19 protein-coding genes are annotated in these 17,467 nt (G+C 41.0%); 4 read left to right on the top strand and 15 right to left on the bottom strand.

What is annotated here, in order from left to right:
• Positions 1-10: 10 nt before the first annotated feature.
• The 5 genes from BLL40_RS14525 to BLL40_RS14505 form a co-directional block, all read right to left on the bottom strand.
• Entirely contained in the window at positions 11-808 is a 798-nt protein-coding gene (locus BLL40_RS14525; protein WP_073712589.1) for a glycosyltransferase family 2 protein, read from the bottom strand.
• The gene (locus BLL40_RS14520; RefSeq protein ID WP_073712588.1) at positions 805-2,271 is read right to left on the bottom strand and encodes an alkaline phosphatase family protein; all 1,467 of its coding nucleotides are present in this window, start codon (positions 2,269-2,271) and stop codon (positions 805-807) included. Before BLL40_RS14520 ends, BLL40_RS14525 begins: the two co-directional genes overlap by 4 nt.
• Complete coding sequence (locus tag BLL40_RS14515) at positions 2,268-3,197, bottom strand: lysylphosphatidylglycerol synthase transmembrane domain-containing protein (RefSeq protein ID WP_073712587.1); 930 nt, start codon at positions 3,195-3,197, stop codon at positions 2,268-2,270. Before BLL40_RS14515 ends, BLL40_RS14520 begins: the two co-directional genes overlap by 4 nt.
• Positions 3,181-4,128, bottom strand: coding sequence for an NAD-dependent epimerase/dehydratase family protein (locus BLL40_RS14510; RefSeq protein ID WP_083566549.1), 948 nt, complete (start codon positions 4,126-4,128; stop codon positions 3,181-3,183). The genes BLL40_RS14515 and BLL40_RS14510 overlap by 17 nt, the downstream gene beginning before the upstream one ends.
• A 389-nt stretch (positions 4,129-4,517) precedes the next feature.
• A complete protein-coding gene (locus BLL40_RS14505) occupies positions 4,518-5,711 on the bottom strand; it encodes a hypothetical protein (RefSeq protein ID WP_073712585.1) in 1,194 nt (397 codons plus the stop codon).
• A gap of 230 nt (positions 5,712-5,941) precedes the next feature.
• Between BLL40_RS14505 and BLL40_RS14500 the strand changes: the two genes are divergently transcribed.
• Positions 5,942-7,270, top strand: coding sequence for a UDP-glucose dehydrogenase family protein (locus BLL40_RS14500; protein ID WP_073712584.1), 1,329 nt, complete (start codon positions 5,942-5,944; stop codon positions 7,268-7,270).
• Positions 7,271-7,352: 82 nt separating this feature from the next.
• Here the strand turns inward: BLL40_RS14500 and BLL40_RS14495 are convergent, their stop codons facing one another.
• The 3 genes from BLL40_RS14495 to BLL40_RS14485 form a co-directional block, all read right to left on the bottom strand.
• On the bottom strand, positions 7,353-8,192 hold the full coding sequence (locus tag BLL40_RS14495) for a TIGR03943 family putative permease subunit (RefSeq protein WP_073712583.1): 840 nt from the start codon (positions 8,190-8,192) through the stop codon (positions 7,353-7,355).
• Between the two features lie 15 nt (positions 8,193-8,207).
• Complete coding sequence (locus tag BLL40_RS14490) at positions 8,208-9,080, bottom strand: permease (protein ID WP_073712582.1); 873 nt, start codon at positions 9,078-9,080, stop codon at positions 8,208-8,210.
• A gap of 100 nt (positions 9,081-9,180) precedes the next feature.
• Positions 9,181-10,260, bottom strand: coding sequence for a nitric oxide synthase oxygenase (locus tag BLL40_RS14485; protein WP_073712581.1), 1,080 nt, complete (start codon positions 10,258-10,260; stop codon positions 9,181-9,183).
• Positions 10,261-10,427: 167 nt separating this feature from the next.
• On the opposite strand from BLL40_RS14485, the gene BLL40_RS14480 reads away from it, so the two are divergent.
• Positions 10,428-11,219, top strand: a complete 792-nt coding sequence (locus tag BLL40_RS14480; RefSeq protein WP_073712580.1) for a DUF2935 domain-containing protein — start codon at positions 10,428-10,430, stop codon at positions 11,217-11,219.
• A gap of 293 nt (positions 11,220-11,512) precedes the next feature.
• Here BLL40_RS14480 and BLL40_RS14475 read toward each other — a convergent pair whose 3' ends face one another.
• The 5 genes from BLL40_RS14475 to BLL40_RS14455 all read right to left on the bottom strand — a co-directional run bounded on the left by BLL40_RS14475 (position 11,513) and on the right by BLL40_RS14455 (position 14,584).
• Positions 11,513-12,358 carry a VOC family protein gene (locus BLL40_RS14475; RefSeq protein WP_073712579.1) on the bottom strand — a complete coding sequence of 282 codons (846 nt, stop codon included), beginning with the start codon at positions 12,356-12,358 and terminating at the stop codon, positions 11,513-11,515.
• Between the two features lie 62 nt (positions 12,359-12,420).
• On the bottom strand, positions 12,421-13,203 hold the full coding sequence (locus BLL40_RS14470) for an SDR family NAD(P)-dependent oxidoreductase (RefSeq protein WP_073712578.1): 783 nt from the start codon (positions 13,201-13,203) through the stop codon (positions 12,421-12,423).
• Positions 13,204-13,223: 20 nt separating this feature from the next.
• A complete protein-coding gene (locus BLL40_RS14465; protein WP_073712577.1) occupies positions 13,224-13,631 on the bottom strand; it encodes a DoxX family protein in 408 nt (135 codons plus the stop codon).
• A gap of 23 nt (positions 13,632-13,654) precedes the next feature.
• Positions 13,655-14,299, bottom strand: coding sequence for an alpha/beta hydrolase (locus BLL40_RS14460; protein ID WP_073712576.1), 645 nt, complete (start codon positions 14,297-14,299; stop codon positions 13,655-13,657).
• Positions 14,300-14,398: 99 nt separating this feature from the next.
• Positions 14,399-14,584, bottom strand: a complete 186-nt coding sequence (locus tag BLL40_RS14455) for a 2-hydroxymuconate tautomerase (RefSeq protein ID WP_073712575.1) — start codon at positions 14,582-14,584, stop codon at positions 14,399-14,401.
• A 139-nt stretch (positions 14,585-14,723) separates the two neighbouring features.
• On the opposite strand from BLL40_RS14455, the gene BLL40_RS14450 reads away from it, so the two are divergent.
• Entirely contained in the window at positions 14,724-15,254 is a 531-nt protein-coding gene (locus BLL40_RS14450) for a helix-turn-helix domain-containing protein (RefSeq protein WP_073712574.1), read from the top strand.
• 173 nt (positions 15,255-15,427) lie between these two features.
• Positions 15,428-15,982 (top strand): manganese efflux pump, encoded by a 555-nt coding sequence (locus BLL40_RS14445; protein WP_073712573.1) that lies wholly within the window; start codon positions 15,428-15,430, stop codon positions 15,980-15,982.
• A 367-nt stretch (positions 15,983-16,349) separates the two neighbouring features.
• On the opposite strand, the gene BLL40_RS14440 is transcribed toward BLL40_RS14445, so the two are convergent.
• Together BLL40_RS14440 and BLL40_RS14435 are read right to left on the bottom strand one after the other, a co-directional pair.
• The gene (locus BLL40_RS14440; protein ID WP_073712572.1) at positions 16,350-16,781 is read right to left on the bottom strand and encodes a disulfide oxidoreductase; all 432 of its coding nucleotides are present in this window, start codon (positions 16,779-16,781) and stop codon (positions 16,350-16,352) included.
• Entirely contained in the window at positions 16,771-17,430 is a 660-nt protein-coding gene (locus BLL40_RS14435) for a DsbA family protein (protein WP_245797963.1), read from the bottom strand. The genes BLL40_RS14440 and BLL40_RS14435 overlap by 11 nt, the downstream gene beginning before the upstream one ends.
• Positions 17,431-17,467: the final 37 nt, after the last annotated feature.

The following is a 17,467-nucleotide window of genomic DNA, read 5'->3' as shown; positions in this document are numbered from 1 at the left end:
AAGTCAATTTTTATTTTACACTTATGACCGTCGTTTCTTGCTTTTTTATTTTTAATATGCGGTTGTCTCTCACATCTATCTTATGGGCACTAGCATCTATTTCTACTTTTTGAACAGGCCGCCTTAATTCTTTCCAGATGGCCGGTATAACGGACAGCAAGTACCCTCTAAATGTAATAAACGATTCTCCCGTCTCACGCACCTGATATTGAATAGGCACTTCCTTTACGCGAAATCCTTGTCTGACAAGATTAAAGGTCAACACTTGTGCATAATTGTAATCGTGGATAATTTCTCCATGCTTAAGTGCCTGACGTGTAAATGCTCTCATTCCAGATTGTCCATCAAAAATCCACTTTTTCAGTACGAGGCTTTGAAGAAGGGTAAATACATAATTGCCAAGGCGGCGGTGAAGTTTCATGCCTTTGATCGTCCCTAAAAAACGGGAGCCCATCGTATAATCCGCTTCACCTGCAAAGATTGGCTGCAATAGATCCGGAATCTGATTGGCAGGGTATTCACCATCTGCATCAATCATCACCCCAATATCCGCTCCTCTGTCAAAGCATTCCTTTAATCCTGCCCGCACTGCCGCCCCTAAACCGCGGTTTTTTTCAAAGCTGACGATAAAATCAGCTCCTGCAGATTTGGCTACACTAACTGTATTATCTTTTGATCCATCATCGATAACTAGCACTTTTACGTCCACTTGATGATGAAAATGTCTTGGAATACGCTGAATGACTTCTCCAATCGACTGTTCTTCATTATACGCTGGCAGAAAAACAATCACCTGCTGTTTTTTCATGGTTTCTTCTCTTCTTTCTGCACAATGGCGTCCATTAACACTTTTCCCCGGCTATGGCTTGGATAAGGGGCCCCTAACAGATAAGATAAGGTTGGCGCTAATGAAACGAGGCTTTGTTTTTCTTCTACTTTTTTCCCTTTGGCAATATTCGGTCCATGCACAAAGAATGGAACGAAGCGCTCACCTTCATCTAAATGGCCATGCCCGCCAATTCCATCTGCCTGTCCGTGATCTGCACAAATGAAAAGCGTTGTATCGTTCATTTTGCCTTCCCTCTTCAGCCAGGAAACAAAGTCTTCTACTAACGCATCGGCTTCTTGTATTTTTTGTATATATTCATCATATAATACACCTCTACTATGGCCCGTTTGGTCCGTGGCGATCATCTGGACGATAAATAAGTCGGGGTCCTGTTCTTTCATGATCTTTTTCGCTCTTTCCATGATGTTTGGATCGGCTTTGTCGTTATGCATCACAGCGGTCACCGTTTCCACATCACTTCCCATCGAATCCACCAAATGGGCAATGCCGAGCAATCTGCCTGTTTTGCCTACTTTTCGCAAGGAATCAAAAATACTCTCAACCTTGATCCCGAGCTTCCAGACCATATTGGATTTAATGCCGTGCTCCATCGGATAGGTTCCAGTGAACATCGATGAAAAGCAGACGACCGTTCTGGCAGGATAGACGGTTTCCATATTCATGTATTCTGTGCCATTTTCTTTTAAAGAATCCAAAAACGGTGTATGAGCTTCATAAAAGCGCTCTTTTCTCATGCCATCAATGACAATGACTACTACTTTTTCAGAAAGGCTTTTCGCCGGTTCTGGAAACGCTTCTTTCGTGTAACGTTCATACATGGCTGGTTTCCAATCAAAAAGGTTACGGTGAAGGATGTAGGCAAACAGGAAAATAAACCCATAAAACAAACTTAAGTCCATCATATCGACTTCTCCGCCTATTTGGTTTTGACCAAAAATCCATTCCCAAATGGATAAAACCAATAAAAACTTTGGCAGCTGTTCCTGCGCATTGCCACTTGTCGAGTCACTGTTTTTCATAACAAGCTTCCAAAAACGAGTAAAGTTCAACCACGACGTTCCAATGCGCAAGTGATAATAAAAAGTTCCCCAAAAAAACACGGTAAAAAAGAAATAAAGACCGACCGCAAAAAACAGAAGCTCAATCTCTACTTTGTTCCATACAATTAAATAAACGATAAACGGGACCCATAAATAATTTCTTAAAAACAGCGGAAAATCAAACAAATAAAAAAGGATTAACAACGGAACCACGTAAATAAACGCCCCAAAAAGGGCCAACGCTTCGTCCATCGATCCAAGAGCGGCCAAATGATACAATAGCATTGTTCCAACAACAAAAATAGGTGTAAACGGTTTTCCTTCATTTAGTAAATTCCAACAGCGTGCAGCCACTTTCTCAAATTTAGAGGCACTTTTCATTTTTCTCTCACTCTCCTTATCTTGATCCATTCCTTCAATGTGCGAAATGAGACCGGATACAGCAGAAGCACAACGGCTCCCGTTATATACGATATAGCAAATTTCAACGCATGCGTGACAACAGCGATCGTGTAGCCTTCCCTGACCGGAAAGCCAAATAAAGTTAAGGCAAACACAAGAAAGCTTTCATAATTGCCGATGCCGCCTGGCGTGATTTGAAGAACCTGCCCTGCAATTGTCACACTATTGGCAAATACCGATGCCAAAAAAGACAAATCTCCTTGCACCATCATCACTGTCCCATACAAAATGCTGGCTTCAAACAGCCAGCTTAAAAAGGTGCAAGCAATAATGAAAAGCCCCGTTTTCCCAGAAAACGCTTTTTTGAACATTTGAATATGCTTGTTCCAAAAAACGGGCGCATAATGATGGATTGCGGCTAAAACAAGCAGACTAATAAAGCTGCTAACGATAACGAGCCACAGCGGGAAACGGAATTGAACCTTTAAAGCCGATAAGCCGATCATCGCTATCCCAACGAGGCAAAACATATCCAGCAATCTCAATACAACAACAGAATGAAAAGCCTCATCATCTTTCAGCATCGGCTCTCTTGTGCTGGCTATTTTTGCCCGTACCACGTCTCCCACTTTGACAGGAAGCAGATGATTGATTAATAAGCTGTATAAAATGCCGATTAGACAAGTTGAATAGCGGGCTTTCCCATTTAAATACAGTTTCCATGCCGCTGCTTTTAAGCAAAAGGAAAGAAAATAAACGATCAGAATAGCTGCGAGCAGAACAGGTTGCTGAAAGATTTTTTGTATACTGTTTCCTAAATGATTTTCATCGAAGGAATGAATCGTTAAAAAGGCAAAACCAACAAGTGTTAAAATGGAGAGGACCTTTTTAAAGAAACGCTTCATTCTCTTTTGCCCATTTTACGGTTTCAGCGAGCCCTGTTTTAAAATCCACTTTTGGCTCATAGCCAAGCTGCCGTTTCGCTTTGCTAATATCCGCCCACGTTTTGAATACATCTCCGGCACGGGACGTTTCCTTGTTTATTTTCATAGCCGGGAAATGCTGTTGTAATTCCTGCAATAACGTATCCATCGTAATCGGCCTTCCGGAGCCTATATTTAAAACGTCACTGTTCGTTTGGACGGTTAGCGTTAAATAAATCCCTCTGATGATATCCTCTATATAGGTGAAATCACGGACTCTTCCTTCACCAAACACGGTAATTTCTTCCCCGCGCATTAGTTGCTTAATAAACGTGCCGATCGCCATGTCCGGGCGGCCCCATGGACCATACACCGTAAAAAAACGTAAAATATTCATTTGAAAACCGTACAAACCTTCATACACATGGCAAAAAGATTCCGCTGAAAACTTGGAAGCCGCGTAAGGTGAAATCACTTTTCCAACCGCCATTTCCTCGGCAGAAGGCCCCTCTTGATTTCCATATACAGAAGAAGAAGATGCAAACACAACCTTTGAAGCACCGGATTTCCCTGCGGCTTCTAACACATTGATGGTCGCTTTAATATCAAAGTCAACGTACTCAAGCGGTTTTTCAATGGAATAGGCCACGCCTGGCAGAGCAGCTAAATGAATGATTGCGTTCGGCTGTATTCGGATAAATTCATTGATTGTTTCATCCCGGTTCAATAAATTAAGGTCACTAAAATGAAAAGCGCCGTTTGATTCAATTAAGGTTAAGTGTTTTCTCTTTCTCTCAATAGCGTAATAAGGATGGAGAGAATCTATTATGTATACTTCATGGCCTTCTTTTATTAGTTTTTTAGCCAGATGGCTGCCGATAAATCCGGCCCCGCCTGTTACAATGATTTTCAAGCCTAACACCTCAGTCATTTATTCGATTAAACGCTTCTTCTCTATCTTATCAATCCTTTAAGATAAAGTGAAACTTCATTCAGTGGGGGTTAGGTTCACAGGATGTGAATCACGCAGACGTTGTCACAGGACGTGACGATCTTAGTCTGCGTTCCGCTGTCCCCACTGAATAAAAAGGAACTCAGGTAACGAGCGCCGCGTCCTGCGGCAATACCTGAGTGACCGGCTTCTGCCGGCCCGAACCAATCGGGCTTTTACGGGCAGTTGATCCCCCACTTATCCTTCTTTTCTTTTCGAAGTCTTGAAGTAGGGGGCTTACTACCCGTTAATGCGGGATAAAAGGAAAAAACCTTGTGAAATAAACAAGGTTTTTTCAAGTAAAAGACGATTTACTTTGCTTTTTCAATGACTGATTGCAATGTTGCTTCCAATTCTTTCAATACAGGTTCGCCTGCTGCTTTATCTTTTGCTTTTGATGCTTCAAGATACTGCTGTGCTTGTTCTGTTAATTGTGTATAAGCTTCCTCGCCAAGCAATGTTTGAATATCTTGTCCGATTACATCAATGAACAGGGCGCCTTCCAAAGCGGTAATAACCGATTTATCTTCTCCCCATGCTTCCATGCTTTCTTTGTACTCATCAATCGCTGTTTGAGCAAATCCGCGTACAAAGGCTTTATTTACTTGAGCAGCATCTACTGTTTTCACATCTGTCTGTAAATCAAATTGTTTTTCAATAAAAGCGGCTTCTTCAGGCGCATGATTTGCTAAATATTTTGAAACAGACTGATAAAAAGCCCATCCTTCTGCTTGTACCACTTTTGCCATCTGCTCATCTTTCACCGCTTCTGTTGCTACCTTTGTTGCATAGCCATTTGGAATGGCACCTGCTGCGAAGTAGAACGTTTTGATTAATGTTTTATCAACCACTTGTTTTCCAAGCTGGAAGGCAAGCAGGTCGTCGGCTTCAACGGCTTTATCGATTTCGTCAAATCCACCGGCAATCGCATCGACCATTGTGGTTTCGTATGCAGCATCGCGCTTTTCAACGGTTGATTGAATGATGGCATAAAATTCTTTTGCTTCCTCAACTTCCGCTTTGACTGCTTCTTTATCTGCCCAGTTATCAGCCGCTTCCGTAAATTCATGCTTCATTGTTGTATAAAACACTTTTTGCATCAATTTATCAAACACTTGCTTTGCGACAACTTTGTCCATTGAACCATCTTTTCCAGCCTGCAATGCTGCTATAATTTGCTCGTCGTGCTTGCTTTCAAGTTCTGCATCCCGTTCTTGAACTAAACTTTGCAGATTGTTCGTATACAGATCCGTCACTTTATCGAAATCGACTTCTTTTCCTTCTTTTGCTTTATCCAGTTCCGTTTTTGCTTCCTCAAACACTTGAGCGTAGTTTACTTCCTCTGTTGCTTCATCATCCGCCGCATCTTCTGCTGGTGCTGTTTCCTCAGTCGTTTCTGCAGGTTCTTTCGTTTCTCCACCGCTGTTGCAAGCAGTTAAAAGGGTTACGCTGGCACCTACCATTAAGAACTTGGCAAAAATTCGTTTTAATTCTCTTTTTTTCATGAAACTATCCCCTGTCTCGTTAATTTTATGTATTTTGATAATGATTTTCATTTACATTCCGAATTATAAAGAGATTGATTTTCATTGTCAATGAAAATTTATCATTAATTAAACCTTTTTATTTGACTTATGGAATTTATTAACGTATTCTTTCTTGTTTTCGTACATTGCTTTTTGTATAACATAAGAAGACAGCTGCGTTTTACTATTATGCATTGAAAGGAATTATTATGAACAATATTACAATCATAGGTGCGGGACACGTAGGCCTCATAACGGGTGTCTGTTTATCAGATATAGGCCATCACGTGACATGCTGTGATCTAGATCAAGAAAAAGTAGATCAATTACATACAGGTATTTCCCCTTTTTATGAACCGGGGCTCGATGAGTTACTGAAAAAGAATGTGAACAACCACCGCTTATTTTTTACAAACAGCCCTGAGAAAGCCTTATCAGATGCGGACATTATTTATATTGCAGTCGGAACACCAAAACAGCTAAACGGCGACATCGACCTTACCTCTATTTACAAGGCAGCTCGAATGATTGGTGAATATGCGACGAAACATGACGTAATCGTTGTCACAAAAAGCACGGTGCCTGTCGGAACAAATACAGTCATTAAGCAAATCATACAAAAAACGGCCCGAAAAATACGAAACATGACGATCGTGTCAAATCCTGAGTTTTTAAGAGAAGGTTCGGCGATTCGAGATGTTTTTTACGCAGACCGAATCATTGTCGGTTCAGATTGTCCAGAATCTGCCGCAATCATTGAAGAGATCAACAAACCATTTAACGTTCCTATTTTTAGCACAGATCTTCATAGCGCAGAAATGATTAAGTACAGTTCGAATGCTTTTTTGGCCATGAAAATCAGTTTTATCAATGAACTCGCTCATTTATGTGAGAAAGTCGGGGCTGACATAGAAGAAGTTGCTGTTGGAATGGGGCTTGATTCCCGGATTGGCGGTCAATTCTTGAAGGCTGGAATTGGATATGGAGGTTCTTGCTTCCCGAAAGATACCCATGCCATGCTGAAAATGAGTGAAGAAGCTGGAGAAAAACTAGATATCTTAAAGGCCGTGATGAACGTGAATCGCCGTCAACACGATGTATTGGTGGAAAAAGCAAAGAATTACTTTGGGAGCTTGAAAGGAAAAAGAGCCGCGGTATTAGGCTTGTCATTTAAGCCCAATACCGATGATATTCGTGAATCACCGTCCATCCTGATCATAAACGAGTTACTAAAAAACGGTGTATCCATTACGGCCTATGACCCAAAAGCAATGGAAAATACAAAAAAAATGATCGGAGAAAAAATCCAGTACGCAGCGTCTATTGAAGAAACACTGACTGATACAGATATGGTGTTTATCCATACAGATTGGGATGAGATTAAAACATTCCCTCTCAGTCAATACGAAAAGCTGATGAATAAACCGGTTATATTTGATGGCCGGAATTGTTACTCTTTAAACAGAGTATCGGCATACAAGATCGACTATTTTTCAATTGGCAGACAGCCGCACTTTCATGCTTTAAATAGAACTTGAACACCAACACACATAAGACGATCATTTAAATCCCCTCCCTATCTCGCTGAAGAAGGAGGGGATTTTTCCGGAACATCAAGCGTTAGTACATCCGATACGTATAAGGCTCTTTTGGCTCTTCAATTGAATGCCATTCCTCCACTAAAAGAAATGGAATGGTCGCTTTGAAAGGCTGATAATAAACGGATGATAATGTCCCTTTTACATGGATCCATTCATCATCTTGCAGATCCATTTCTTCAGGAAATTCTACTAACATGCCAAAAGCTCCTGAATCGGCTACGCAATGAATCACACCAAAGCGCAGTACAAAGAGTTGGCGATCATTCACGGATTCTCCTTTAAATGAAAAACCATCAAACTCAATCGTTTTGTTCATAAATTCACCCGGGAAATTATAAATGGTTTCCATTCCTTTTAAGAAGTTATCATCCTTTAACACAACGCTCTCTTTAGAGGTGAATTTCTTCAGCTCTTCCTCCATCAATTCATCGTATCCTTCTTTTCCATAATACACACTCGTATCAGGCCGTAAATATTGAGTCTGGGCATATTGATCGGATGCTTCAACCGCTTCAATGGTTTGGAAAGAAAACCCCTTCGATTTCACAAGAGTTGAATCAAGCGTTGCAATCGGTAAAAAAAGACCTGTCATCAATGGAAAAATAAAAATCCCATAATGTATCCATCTCCAAAACAGCGGTTTATCTTTTTCATGCTCATGTGAATGATCACAGCAATGCTTATCTTCAGAATCTGTCGCCACATTATATATTTGTACAATCGTGAGAATAGCAAACGTAAAAATAGCGATATAGGAAATATACTCATATTTCATATTAATATATTTCGATAGGTTCCCTGATGTATGAAGATGCCAAAAGAAATACGTAAAAACCATTAAAACCACTGCACGAAACATTTATTTCCTCCCTCCTTACAAGAGCAGTGAGCCTAGAAATACAAACAGCGCAATAAGACCTATTAAATAAAAAACAAATCGTTTGTTAAATACACTAAGCATCATGAACATATTTTTAATATCAACCATCGGTCCAAAAACGAGGAAAGCGACCAATGCACCTGTTGAAAATGTCCCTCTAAAGGACGAGGCGATAAATGCATCAGCCTCTGAGCATAGTGATAAAATATAGGCCAATCCCATCATGACGAGTGAAGAGGTTGCCTCTGTTTGACCAAGTTCAATCAATGTCGATGTTTTCAAAAATGTCTGCATCGATGCGGCAATAAAAGCGCCGATAATTAAATACTTACCAACTGAAAAAAATTCATCGACCGCATGACGAAGCATATCGATAAACTTTCCCAGGAATGTTTGAGAAGCAGGCTGATGGCTGTGTGTATGCGCTGCTTTTTTCAACAGTTCATTGCCTTTATATTGATAAGATAAAAGAATACCAATTAAAAGGGCAACGACCAAAGACAGTCCACCCCGGTACAGCACCATATCCCACTGATTTCCAAAAGCGATATAGGTCGAAAACAATACGACAGGATTAATAATAGGCCCTGTTAACATAAATGGAATAGCGGTATGAAGAGGTACCCCTTTTAACAATAACCTGCGGACAATCGGAACAATTCCACATTCACAAGCTGGAAATAAAGCACCTATCAATGTTCCATATAAAACGGCCAGGAAGCGGTTCTTCGGCACTACTTTCGCGACCATTTCTTCACTAACAAACATCTGAATAAATCCGGCGACAAAAACACCAATTAACACAAACGGAAATGCTTCTATTAAGATGCTAATAAATATCGTATTTAATTGTAAAAAAACAGACAAAGTAAGCCTTTCCTCTCCATTTTTATTCGATTATTTTTCATGCGTATTTATAATAACACGCACCGTATAAAAACGTTGAATTATCGGCTTTACTAAATAATTAATAAGGTTCAGTTTGATAAAAATAATTTGGCTTTTTAATTTCATTTTCATATGACTTATGAAAAACATGTGTGGCAGCAGGCGCTAATGGCGGGATGAGCCAAGCCCAATTACCCGTAACGGACCTTCCCATATCCATTTCTTTTTCTTCAAATTTTTTAAACTGTTGGGCCGCCGTATGATGATCAACGATACTCACCCCATCTTCCTTAAAAGAATGTAAGACGGCTGTATTCAATTCTAGAAGTGCCCTGTCCTTCCATAAAGATAAATTACTTCTTACATCCAATCCCATTAAAGATCCTATCTGGGGAAGTGTATTATACCGCCATTCATCAGCTAAGTTTCGTGCCCCTATCTCCGTGCCCATGTACCATCCATTAAAGGGAGCCGCCGTATAGGTAATGCCCCCTATTTCAAGCTTCATGTCTGAGACCATCGGGACTGCATACCATTTAAGTTGTAAGTCTTCAAACCACCGGTAATGAGGATGACGAATTGGTACTTGAAGAAGGAGATGATCTGGAATTTCAACTAAACGTGGACGTTGCTCATTTAGTTGAATGACTAAAGGTAAAACATCAAATTTTCCCCGTTTTGGTTCCCAGCCTAGTTTTATGCATATCTCCGTAAAAGCTAAGGAAGCCGGGTCCCCTACAACACCTTGTTCCGTCTGATAACCTGCGTAGCGAATTAATTGGTGATTCCATATACGTACCGTTTTATGAGCAGCCTTCTGTGAGAAAATCGTGATCGTAGGGCGTATCCGGCCTTTATTCGTTGCCGTCTCTATATGCTCAAATAAAGCCTCAATGATCTCATCTTCGGTGTTTAAATGTCTCTTATCTCTTACATCTAAATTTTCCCAAAACAATCTTCCTATACATCGGTTACTGTTTCGCCAAGCCATTTTTGCTCCATATTCTAGTTCCTCTGCTGTATGTTCATAATATCCTTTGCTTCCTACCTGCTTCTGAATATGATTCAGCCTATTTTCTAATTCCTGCTCCGTTTTATGTAATTCCCTATAACAAGAACGAATAAAGTCCTCTGCCTCTTTTAGTATACCGTTCATCATAATATATCCTCCTATGGGCTATCTAGGTCATCATATACCATAAGAAGAGGTGAATCAAAACGAAGCATATCGTTTTTACACAAACTGATTGCAAGAGACGGTAACATGAAGTCATCTCTCCTCGAATACAATAGGTCTGGGTAATACAATAGAAGGAGGAATGTGCGATTCCTACATTTGTGACACAATCATTGGAGGAAATTCAGTTTTGGTCACGGATTATGAAAGAACACGCTTTCTTTTTAAGTCTCGGATTTACCGCAAATGATACAGAACTGATTACAGAAGCTAAACAATTTATTGCGGTGTTTGAACGGATTGAGGAACAAATTAGCCATTATAATGAAAAAACCGATCCCGAGATCATTCGAAAACTAAACATTCAAGTGTATCAAGCCGCTGCTTCCATTTGGGCGTATAAACGAAAAGTACTAGGCTTAATCTTATGTTGTAAAATCACTTCCAACAATATTCCATTATTAGTCGATCATACAAGCCGGGAAGCGTATTATTTTGCGAAACGATTAAAGGAATTAAATGAAGGAATACTGATACCTTTACCTGAAGCCATCATTAAAGAGAATGTGTTTTTCTTAAAGATTATGGCGGATCACTCAAAGTTTATTGGCCATTTGTTAGATCCTTCCGAAAGGAAACTCGTTGATCAAGCCAGAGAATTCAGCAATGATTTTGATCAACTTCTTTTCCAAGCGCAAGATTTAGACAGCATGCGTCCACAATCTGAAACAAAACCACTTTTGGAGCAGTTTCTTGATCAAAACCGAGTATCTGTTGTGTCACTACGAGACTTTAAGAAAACCGCACGGGATTTAATTGAGGCTTGTAAAATTAAGAGCAACATCCCTGCACTTCTTGCTGATCATGTCTACCGCGAAGCAGACCATTTCCTTCATATTATTGATGCGTTCGACGCACACCTTACATCACAAAAGGGGTAACACTTAATACCTGCATTTGAACAAATTGAATGAGGTTTCCCAGAAGAAAAGATGGCGGGATTCGTGTGTCTATCAGCGGAATCTGTCATTAATTAGGGCTTATTCCGCGGTTGGGCCTCATTATCCCGCCATTACGCTCAAAAATCCCGCCAACCTCCAGTGAAATCCTGCCAAAACAAGGAGAAATCCCGCCATTAGACGTTCTGTTTTAAAAACGACAAGAGGCTGTCTCAAAATAGTACTTTTGAGACAGCCTTTTCATTTCATCTTTCTTTATCTTTACTACCTGAGCATTATACGACTAATCGAATGGTATTTCCTGATGGATCTTCCGTCACAAAAAAATCACCTTCAGCCATCACGGAAGCACCGATTTCCTGCAATTGTTCCATTACTTGTCCTCTTGCTTCTTCATTTGGAAAGACGAGTGTATACCAATTTAAACCGACGCTGTTTTTCTTCGGTGCCGGGGCACCTGCACCTTGCCATGTATTTAAGGCAATGTGATGATGATAACCACCTGTAGCGATAAAAACCGCTTGAGGATAATGACTGACGACCGTAAAACCGAGACCTTTCACGTAAAATTCTTCTGCTTTTTGCAGGTCGGATACGTGCAAATGAATATGACCCATTACCGTATCAGCCGGCAGCCCACTCCACTCTGAATCGCTTTCCGCGAGAAGACTTTCTCCATCCAAAGGATCCGTTGCCATCGAGACTTCCTCATTGGACCATGTCCATTCAGAAGATGGCCGATCTCTGTACACTTCAATGCCATTTCCGTCCGGATCCGTAATATAAAGTGCCTCACTGACAAGATGATCCGAAGCGCCAAATCGGTAGCCTGTCTGAAGCAAATGCCGTAAAAAGACAGACAAGTCAGCACGAGTTGGCAGTAAAAGGGCAAAATGATATAAACCGGATGTTCTCCCTTCTTTCGGTGTGACATCAATCGGTTGCTCAAGCGTTAATAACGCTGTTTTTCCGTCTGTCGTTAAGACTGCTTTACGATCTGTTTGTTGTAATATTTGAAACCCGATCACATCTTGATAAAAAGCAAGGGCAGAATCCAAATTGGTTACGTTTATATTGACCTGTCCGACAAATGTATTTGGTTTGCCATGATAATTCTCCATTTTTATGATCTTCCTTTCTTATTTTTCTACGGTATCTGTCCATTGAGGCGGCGCGCCGTTCCCTACAAAGCCCCCGCCAGTCCGCCATCTATATTCACTGCTGTCCCTGTTACATAGGAGGCTGCATCTGAAACAAGAAACGTAATGACTTTAGCTGCCTCTTCTGTATTCCCGATACGTCCGAGAGGGATTTGATGGTCTTTATTCGTTGCATATTGTTCCCATGTAAATTCAGGCGCTTGTTGTTTCCACTTTTTTTCGATTTGATCACTTCGAATTAAGCCGATGCAGACTGTATTCACCCGAATGTTGTCGGGACCGAGGTCTTTGCTCATTGCTTTTGTGAGGGCCATACCTGCCGCTCGGCTCACCGTAGTCGGCAATGAAGAGGCTGGCGGCGTTTTGGCGATCGCCGCGGTCACATTCACAATCGCCCCGCCGCCGACTTGTCGCATGTACGGGATCGCATAGCGGGAACAGTGAATGGCGCCAAATAATTTTAAATCAAGATCTTGATGCCAAAGTTCCGTCCCCACTTGTTCAAATGGGTTTGCAGAGGAAGTGCCGGCATTATTCACAACAATGTCCAATCGCCCATATTTCTCTATGGTGGACGTGATCATTTTTTCACAGTCCTCTTCCTTGCTTACATCCGCTTCAATATAATGTACATGAACAGCTGTTTCTTCAAAAATACGATTCGCAGCAGCCTGTAGATTGGCACTGTTACGCGCACATATCGTGACCTTTACGCCTTCCTTTACTAATTGCAAAGCGGTTTCTAGCCCAATCCCTTTACTTGAACCCGTAATAAGGGCGACTTTTCCCTTTAACCCTAATTCCATTGCTGTCTCCCTTCCACAGCTTACTCATTTGCAGTTTTATGAAACAAAGCCCCGTCAACTGACCAAAGCTTGCTTCCGTTTCCTGCTAAAAATAGAGCGATGACTAAAAAGGCAAGATCAAGTTCGTAACCGGCCATTTCTGCTGTTCCTAAGAAACCGATAGCAAATTTCACTTTTAGTATAGCCCCAATCATAACGAAAGCGAGCAGTGCAGAAACAATTTGTGTTCCCAGTCCTAAAACGAGTGCAATTCCGCCAACCAATTCAATTGTTCCAACAACATAGGCTAAAAATCCGGGGATGCCAATACTTTCAAACCATCCGGCCGTATTACCGATACCGCCTTGGAATTTCACGAGTCCATGTACGAAGAAACTAATTCCTAACACCATTCTTAATAAAAATATACTTATCCCTAATTTATTCATATTTATTTCCTCCAATGTTTTTATTATTTATTAGTTAAGTTTTTGAACCACACTGTAAAATCATTGTAGTTTTCGTTTGAAACGGTATGACCTTGCGGATAGCCAATGAATGTTGAATCAGCTCCATGCTGTTTATAAAATGCTTCGGCCGCAACACCCCATTCAAATGGCAAAACCTGATCATGCTCGCCGTGTGAAATGAACGCCGCCACTTGATCTATCGTTTGAATGTCGTACTCTTCTTTTACGAAAGCCGGGATATAACCGCTTAGGGCTATAATTCCTTTTATGCGGGTTCCGAGCTTTAATCCAAGTGTCATCGAAAGAATCGCCCCTTGGCTAAATCCCATGAAAAAGATCTCGTTCGTATCAACCGGGTACTTTTCTATCGCATAGTCTATAAAATTCTCAAGTTTATGGATTGCACTGTCAAACGCGTCTCTATGCGGGTTTCCGAATCCTTGAATCGTAAAAAAAGCATAACCCGGCGGCTGTTGGATAGGTCCTCTTATACTGAAAACAAACCGGTTTTTATCCATCCCTGAGACGAGCGGCATCATATTCTGTTCGTTGCTACCCATTCCATGTAATAAGAAAATGGCTGGATATTTCTTTCCTGGTTCCATGTTTTCCGGTCGGCGAAGTTCATAAACAAGCTGATTTTCCATATCTTTAAACCCCTCCTCTTATATTCTTTTAAAAATATATTATTCTTATTAGTAAACTATTTCCGTAAAAAAAGAAAGTTAAACGATCTTTATCTTTGATTAAACTTCGCTTTTTAACTTATCTCCAACAGCAAATCGATTTTTCGGCACTTCCTCGACGACGATACGAATGCTTTCCAACGGAATATCCAATGATTTTTGAACCGTACGTGCTACATCACGCATACATTGTTCAATGATTTCATCCTCTCTGCCTTCCAGCATCGTTATGTGTATAATCGGCATCTTTTTCTCCTTTCACGTGATGAATAAAGTATTCTTTTATGAATATTTGTTTTTCATAAGATAACATCATTCTGTAGATATTGTCAATACACTTATGTTACGATATAGGCTACATACCACTATTTTTGGAGGAATGAACGTGGAAATTGGCTCGAAAATACGGGACATTCGTAAACGAAAGAACATAACGATTGCACAAATGAGCGAACAAATAGGGCTGTCAAAAGGGTTCATAAGCAACATCGAAAACGACAATACGTCCCCCTCTCTCAATACACTGCAAGCCATCGCAACCTTTCTAGACGTCCCGCTGCCTTACTTACTTCTTGAAAAAAAGCAGCATATGAAAGTCGTGAGAAAAGACGAAAGAGTGTACACAACGTTTAATGACATTAAAATAGAACATCTTACCTCCAGGAGCGGCCTGCGGATGATGCACGTCGAAGTACCGCCTGGTGCATCGACCGGTGAAGCCATTGCCCATGAAGGAGAAGAAAGTCATCTCGTGCTAAAAGGCACCGTCCTCGCTGAACAAGGCGAAGATTCCATCATTGCAAAGGAAGGCGATTCATTCAGCTGGAATGCCAGTGTACCCCACTTCGTAAAAAATATCGGAGAAGAAGAAGCGATCTTACTGATTGCCGTCCACTCCGAAGATAACAGATTATAATAGCGGCCCTCACAAAAAGGGAGCTGCCCGATCAGTCGGTACATTTTTGACTGAATGGGCAGCTCTTTTGAATTTTACTTATTTCGATTAAAAAAGGAATAGGAGAAGATGTCGAATAAGATTAACCGTTTGACGCCTCTTTCCATATACATATAATAGAAAGGAGTTTCATTATGAATATTTCGTTTTCTATTTTGCTGTTGGCGGCTGCGGTAAGTTTAGATAGTTTTAGCGTGGGGCTCTCTTACGGTCTTAAAAACATGAAGGTCCCTGTAAAATCAATTGTGATAATTGCTCTTTGCTCGGCTTTCTCATTGTTAATCGCCATGATTTTAGGCGAGATGATTCAACCGCTTTTACCTCCCTATATAGCGAATCGAATTGGCGGCATTATTTTCATTTTGATAGGCGGATGGGCATTGTTTCAGTTTTTCCGGCAAAAAGGACCGATCGATGCTGACTTTGACCGCTCCGGAACGATCACGGGTCTTGAGGCTGTCGTACTCGGTTTCGCTCTATCTTTAGATTCATTTGGAGCTGGGATTGCTGCCGCTATCATTGGTTATCCTCCCGTTACACTAGCTGTCTTCATTGCCGTGATGAGTTTTTTATTTTTGACAGCTGGATTGAATATAGGACGAATCTTCTCGCATCTTGGCTGGGTAAAACGGGTATCGTTCTTGCCCGGTGTATTACTCGTTTTAATTGGCATATTAAAGATTAGATAACTACGCCGCCACCTACTTACTTATTTAAGGCCTTGTCGATTGACGACAGATTGAAACTGGAAGCCTCACTGTGAATTAAGGTTTCCTTTGAAAATAGGACGAACCGTGCAAATTACATTTCTCATCTTTATCTCCCCCTTTAAAATCAAGTCCCTTTATATGATATAAAGTTTAGCCCAGTTTGACACTTAGCTTAAGCATCGTCATCCCTTTTCAATTTCCATTGCACAGAAATTGTTCCATTAATTTAAGGAAATGATCCTTTCATTATCATTGTGAAACCTGTACAAAACCTTTGTGAAAATCTTCATGAGGTTCTACACAGCACAAAAAAGGATAGATAAAAGCGGATAAGTTCCGCTTTTATCTATCCTTTTGTTTTTAAAAACGATGCAGCCGTCTTTTTCCACAATATGACCATCATCACCGTCACAACTGTAAATGCGATCAGTGCAAGAAACGGGATGGTGATAAAGCCGAATACATTGATATATTCTCCTGAACATGGTACGCCGCTCGTGCACATTTCAAATTTTTGCACGGCTGGAACTTTTTGAAGGGCATATTGATACCCTGACATGCCCATCCCAAACAAAGACAGCGGCAAAATGTACCGGTAGATGTGGCGGTCGCTCCGGTAAAACGCAATGCCTAGCAGCACAACGAGCGGGTACATCAAAATGCGCTGGTACCAGCAAAGTGTGCACGGCACAAACTCCATCCGCTCGCTGAAAAATAAACTGCCGAGCGTCGCCATAATCGCTGTTAGCCACGCAGCGAGAAGCGGCTTATTTACCATCTGCCGCGGCCTCTTCCACCATTTTCACTAAATCATCAAACGAGTTTCCTGTAAACTCTTGTCCATCTACAAACAAAGTCGGTGTACCTGATACACCGAGCTGTTTCGCCGTTTCTGTATCTTTTTCCCATGCATCCATTGAACCACCGTTCTTCACGACGCTCATCACGCTTGCGACTTCTTCTTCCGTCGCCATTTCAGCCAATGTTTCTTTTAAAAATTCATTCGTGTATAAATCAACCTTCTCAAACGATAAATCTGCCGGCTGCTTGCTGTACATCAATTCATGGAACTTCCAGAACTTCTCATTGCCAAGTTCCTTGTATACAGCTTCCGCAAACTGCGCCGAACGGTTCGAATCGACATTAATGAACGAATAATTCATAAAATAAAATTTCGCTTTCCCTGTCTGCACCAGTTCCTGATCGATCAACGGGAAAAACGAATCGTTGAAATCTTTACATACCGGGCATTTATAATCGCCAAACTCCACAATATTGACCGGCGCCGACTCTTCTCCAACAAACGGCTGGCTCGCATACTCAATATCCACCGACTTTTCCGCTGCATTTGATAAAAAAATAACGCCCACCATACAAACAGCAAACAACCCAACAACCCAAAATATTCCTTTAGCCAAAACCTTCACTCCTAAGTACTACATGATGTAGTGTAATTGATGAAAA

The organism is Domibacillus mangrovi (assembly GCF_001906925.1).
Lineage (GTDB): Bacteria > Bacillota > Bacilli > Bacillales > Domibacillaceae > Domibacillus > Domibacillus mangrovi.
Note: the sequence above shows the minus strand (reverse complement) of the source record. Positions and strands in the feature narration are given on the sequence as shown.

What these genes read in the sequence shown, in the direction of transcription:
- BLL40_RS14525 (WP_073712589.1), bottom strand. Translation starts at nt 808, where the DNA reads ATGAAAAAACAGCAGGTGATTGTTTTTCTGCCAGCGTATAATGAAGAA.
- BLL40_RS14520 (WP_073712588.1), bottom strand. Translation starts at nt 2,271, where the DNA reads ATGAAAAGTGCCTCTAAATTTGAGAAAGTGGCTGCACGCTGTTGGAAT.
- BLL40_RS14515 (WP_073712587.1), bottom strand. Translation starts at nt 3,197, where the DNA reads ATGAAGCGTTTCTTTAAAAAGGTCCTCTCCATTTTAACACTTGTTGGT.
- BLL40_RS14505 (WP_073712585.1), bottom strand. Translation starts at nt 5,711, where the DNA reads ATGAAAAAAAGAGAATTAAAACGAATTTTTGCCAAGTTCTTAATGGTA.
- BLL40_RS14500 (WP_073712584.1), top strand. Translation starts at nt 5,942, where the DNA reads ATGAACAATATTACAATCATAGGTGCGGGACACGTAGGCCTCATAACG.
- BLL40_RS14495 (WP_073712583.1), bottom strand. Translation starts at nt 8,192, where the DNA reads ATGTTTCGTGCAGTGGTTTTAATGGTTTTTACGTATTTCTTTTGGCAT.
- BLL40_RS14485 (WP_073712581.1), bottom strand. Translation starts at nt 10,260, where the DNA reads ATGATGAACGGTATACTAAAAGAGGCAGAGGACTTTATTCGTTCTTGT.
- BLL40_RS14475 (WP_073712579.1), bottom strand. Translation starts at nt 12,358, where the DNA reads ATGGAGAATTATCATGGCAAACCAAATACATTTGTCGGACAGGTCAAT.
- BLL40_RS14470 (WP_073712578.1), bottom strand. Translation starts at nt 13,203, where the DNA reads ATGGAATTAGGGTTAAAGGGAAAAGTCGCCCTTATTACGGGTTCAAGT.
- BLL40_RS14465 (WP_073712577.1), bottom strand. Translation starts at nt 13,631, where the DNA reads ATGAATAAATTAGGGATAAGTATATTTTTATTAAGAATGGTGTTAGGA.
- BLL40_RS14460 (WP_073712576.1), bottom strand. Translation starts at nt 14,299, where the DNA reads ATGGAAAATCAGCTTGTTTATGAACTTCGCCGACCGGAAAACATGGAA.
- BLL40_RS14455 (WP_073712575.1), bottom strand. Translation starts at nt 14,584, where the DNA reads ATGCCGATTATACACATAACGATGCTGGAAGGCAGAGAGGATGAAATC.
- BLL40_RS14445 (WP_073712573.1), top strand. Translation starts at nt 15,428, where the DNA reads ATGAATATTTCGTTTTCTATTTTGCTGTTGGCGGCTGCGGTAAGTTTA.
- BLL40_RS14440 (WP_073712572.1), bottom strand. Translation starts at nt 16,781, where the DNA reads ATGGTAAATAAGCCGCTTCTCGCTGCGTGGCTAACAGCGATTATGGCG.